At 64.8% G+C, this 3,335-nt stretch carries 2 protein-coding genes and 2 pseudogenes; 2 read left to right on the top strand and 2 right to left on the bottom strand.

Annotation, left to right across the window (positions count from 1 at the left end; translation table 11 throughout):
- Positions 1-90, top strand: a pseudogene (locus EBE87_RS27925) (IS66 family transposase); the annotation flags it as partial.
- Between the two features lie 28 nt (positions 91-118).
- Here the strand turns inward: EBE87_RS27925 and EBE87_RS27920 are convergent.
- Both EBE87_RS27920 and EBE87_RS30655 read right to left on the bottom strand, forming a co-directional pair.
- Positions 119-2,188 (bottom strand): recombinase family protein, encoded by a 2,070-nt coding sequence (locus EBE87_RS27920; RefSeq protein ID WP_120641023.1) that lies wholly within the window; start codon positions 2,186-2,188, stop codon positions 119-121.
- On the bottom strand, positions 2,185-2,631 hold the full coding sequence (locus tag EBE87_RS30655; RefSeq protein ID WP_158601069.1) for a DUF5372 family protein: 447 nt from the start codon (positions 2,629-2,631) through the stop codon (positions 2,185-2,187). Before EBE87_RS30655 ends, EBE87_RS27920 begins: the two co-directional genes overlap by 4 nt.
- Positions 2,632-2,660: 29 nt before the next feature.
- On the opposite strand from EBE87_RS30655, the pseudogene EBE87_RS27915 reads away from it, so the two are divergent.
- Positions 2,661-2,864, top strand: a pseudogene (locus EBE87_RS27915) (transposase domain-containing protein); the annotation flags it as partial.
- Between the last annotated feature and the right edge of the window lie 471 nt (positions 2,865-3,335).

Below are 3,335 nucleotides of genomic sequence, written 5' to 3'. Positions count from 1 at the left end.
ATCGAGGTCGACAACAACACCGTGGAGCAGGCGATCCGTCCCATCTGCCTCAGCCGCAAGAACGCGTTGTTCGCGAGCGGCGACGAGGGCGATTCTTACTGCCCATCAGGCTATGTCCTTACAACACCAGAGTTTCTTGTCGCGCATCGCCGGGCGGCGGGCGCCGGAGGCGCCGTGCAGTGGCGGCGCGCTGCACGTCCTCGCTTTCCAGGTCGACGTGCCGGATGATCCAGGGAGCGCCTTTGCACAGCTGGCGAGCCGGAAGGATCCCGCCAGTGATGAGACGGCGCACCGTGGAGAGGCTGATGGCCAGGACCTCAGCGGCCTCGTCGAGCGTCGCCTCGCCGCGTTCGGCCCGTTCGCCCTCGTGGTAGACGGCGATGTTCTGCTGGCTCCGCACCGAGCAGACGCGGCTGCGGGTCCAGTTGTTGCCGCGGCCCGTCGACTTGCCCGCGCGGTTCAGCAGCGCCGCAATTGATGTGTCACTCATCTGGCGCGACAGGACACGTAGCAGCTCGATGACGTCGGCATCGGTCGACCAGCGGGTCCGGCCGACACGGTTCTTTTTGACGCTCAGCCGCGTATGGTCCCCACCCTGCCAGTGAATGACCAGTTCCAACGCATTACCGACGACATCCACAATGATTTCCTCGATCACGGTTCGGATGATCCGCTTGCGGGTCTCAGGCGTGACGCCGGGACTGTCCCATGCCCAGGCAAGATCCTTGCCGAGCGCAAGGAGGCGCTCGCGGTCCATATCCGTTGGCAGACGCACCGCCTCGCTGGTGAGTTGCTCGATGTCGCGCTCGCGCGCCTGCACCACGGCCAGACACTCGTTCCACCGCCTCTCCAGTTCGCTGGCCACCAACCGATTCTGGGGATCGATGGCGCCGTACCGTCGCTGCGCGAGTGCCGCCTCGTAGCGCGCCTGCTGCAGCGCATTCTCCAGCTGCCGCCGTTTGTCAGACTGCTTACGGCCCCGACTGGCAATGGCGGCCAGCGCCGCCTCCACCCCCATGGGCTGCAGACGGCCGAGAACCTCCCCCGCCACGGCACGGTCGACACGCATGCCGCCGAAAGCGATGCAGCTGGCGGCAGCCAGCTTACTGAATGCGCCAGCGCAGACGTAGCGCTGTGTTGTCCGGCCTGCGCCGGAGTAGGCGACCTGAAGCCTGCGCCCGCAGCGCGCGCATCGGAACAGGCCGGGGAGCAGAGCCTCGCCGCGTCGAGGAGAGCCACGGCCTAGATAGCTCTTGCCGTTGGCGTTTTCGGCCATCAGCCGCTGATTGCGCTCGTACTCCGCCCAGTCGATATAGCCCTCGTGGTGATCCCGGATCAGCACCTCCCAGTCGCTCCAGTGCCGGTGCCAGGACTGACCGGAACGCTTGCGCCCGTTCTCGATGGTGACGCGGCTTGTCTTGCGGCCATAAGCGTAGGCGCCTGCATAGACAGGGTTGGTCAGGATGTGATGGAGGGTGGAGTAGACCGGCTGCCGCCATTGGATCCGGCCCTCGCCGGCGGCGGTCGTCGACGCTGGCAGGGGTAAGCCCTCCTGACGCAGCCAGACCAGGACCTGCCGAACGGTCTGCAGCTCGGCGAACTTCCGGAACACCAGGTCAAGCGCATCATGCACCCGCCGGTCCGGATCCTTCTCGATCCTGTTCTTGGCCAACTTGACGTAGCCCACGGCCACGGTGAGGAAAAGCTCACCGCGGCGTGCCTTTTGCCGCATCGCCTCCATCGAGCGCTGCCGAAAGACCGAGAGCTCCATTTCGCTCATCGTACCCTTCATCCCCAGGAGGAGGCGGTCGTTGATCGAACGGGGATCGTAGACACCTTCCTCGTCCACCAGCAACGTGCCGACGAGGCCGCAGAACTCGAGAAGGGTGTGCCAGTCGCGGCCGTTGCGCGCCAGTCGAGAGGCTTCAAGCGAGAGGACGGCACCCACGCGGCCCGCGCAGATCGCGGCAAGCAGCCGTTCAAAGCCCGGCCGTGCGGCGCCTCCGCCGGACCGGCCAAGGTCATCGTCGATGACCACAATGTCCCCCCAGCCGATCTGCCGCGCACGCTCGACCAGACCATATTGCCGGCGTTGGCTCTCCAGGTTGTTATGGACCTGATCGGCGGTGGACTGGCGGACGTAGACATAGGCGCCCCGCGCCAAGTGGTCAGGCGTGATCTTGGTCATCGCCCGTCACCTTGCTTTCCGTTGTCTCCGGATCCGTCATTGGTGTCGTGGCCTCGCCCAGCAGACGCGCCAGCAGCGTCACGACGTCTGCCCGCCAAAGCTGCGGCAGCCGGACCGGCGGCGGAGTAGGGTCGAATAGGCCTGGCTGGGTGCGAGTCCGTCTGACCATCATCACCTCCTGCAGTGGGGATCGAGTCCCCGGCAGGTAAGGTTAGGAGAGAGTCCAGCAGCGCACGCAGTTCGAGCAATCGATCCAGGGGCAGCCGAGGCACATTGACGACGCGCAATGCCGCACCGTCAGCGCCCGTCATCCAGGCTGGAACTAAAGACGAGGTCCCATCGTCCAAGCGCAGCGTCAGATGCCGAGTACCATTGTGAACGTGGTCGCCGATCACCACGGCCATCGAGCCGAAGAGCGGATGGAAGGGATAGGTGACCTCCACCTCAGACCCCAGACACCCGGCACTATAGAGCCCCCTCGGATGATGGTGGTGCCCGCTGGGCCGCCATCGCCTCTCTGGTGGAAACCTGCAAGCGCAATGGTGTCGATCCGCAGCGCTACTTCACCGACCTGCTGACCCGGCTCGTCAATGGCTGGCCCAACAGCCGCATCGACGAACTCATGCCGTGGTGCTGGACCAAAGCCGACGATCAACCGTCAAGCGCTGCAGCGTAGGGCCTCCAGGCAGCGCTTACGGTGTTCTTGCCGTAGTTCAGGGTCCCATATCGTCACCGGGCCTCGGCCGGCACGGGAGCCCTCGCGGCAGGTTCTCGCATTGTTATGTGCTTTGCCAAGGCCGAGAGGCCGGTGAGCCTGCAGCCTCGCATCTGGGAGCCTACTGGTTGAGACGAGAACCGGCGTCAAGCGGGATGAACGACAGGTCCGCATTCCAGCTCTTGGCATCTTTGCCCTTCGACAGATCGAGGATTAGGGGAGCAGTTTGCAGGCTTGCGGCAATGCGGCCGCCATACCTGTGTGCTTCTGCCATGCTCCGCGAGGAAACAAGCCGCATCATGCTGCCAAAGAACAGGCTCTGCAGCTCAGCAGGTCACATGTATCTCAGGCATCTGGACACCTCGAAGTACCCGCTGTTGAATGGCGTTCCCACGCAGGATCGCCGCCTCAGGCTGTGACGCGCCCCTGCTG

Source organism: Teichococcus wenyumeiae (assembly GCF_003696345.1).
Lineage (GTDB): Bacteria > Pseudomonadota > Alphaproteobacteria > Acetobacterales > Acetobacteraceae > Pseudoroseomonas > Pseudoroseomonas wenyumeiae.
The sequence above is the reverse complement of the archived record's forward strand: the minus strand, read 5'-3'. Positions and strand labels throughout refer to the sequence as shown.

Bases quoted from the DNA above. Each gene is read 5' to 3' on its own strand.
- EBE87_RS27920 (WP_120641023.1), bottom strand. From the start codon at position 2,188: ATGACCAAGATCACGCCTGACCACTTGGCGCGGGGCGCCTATGTCTAC.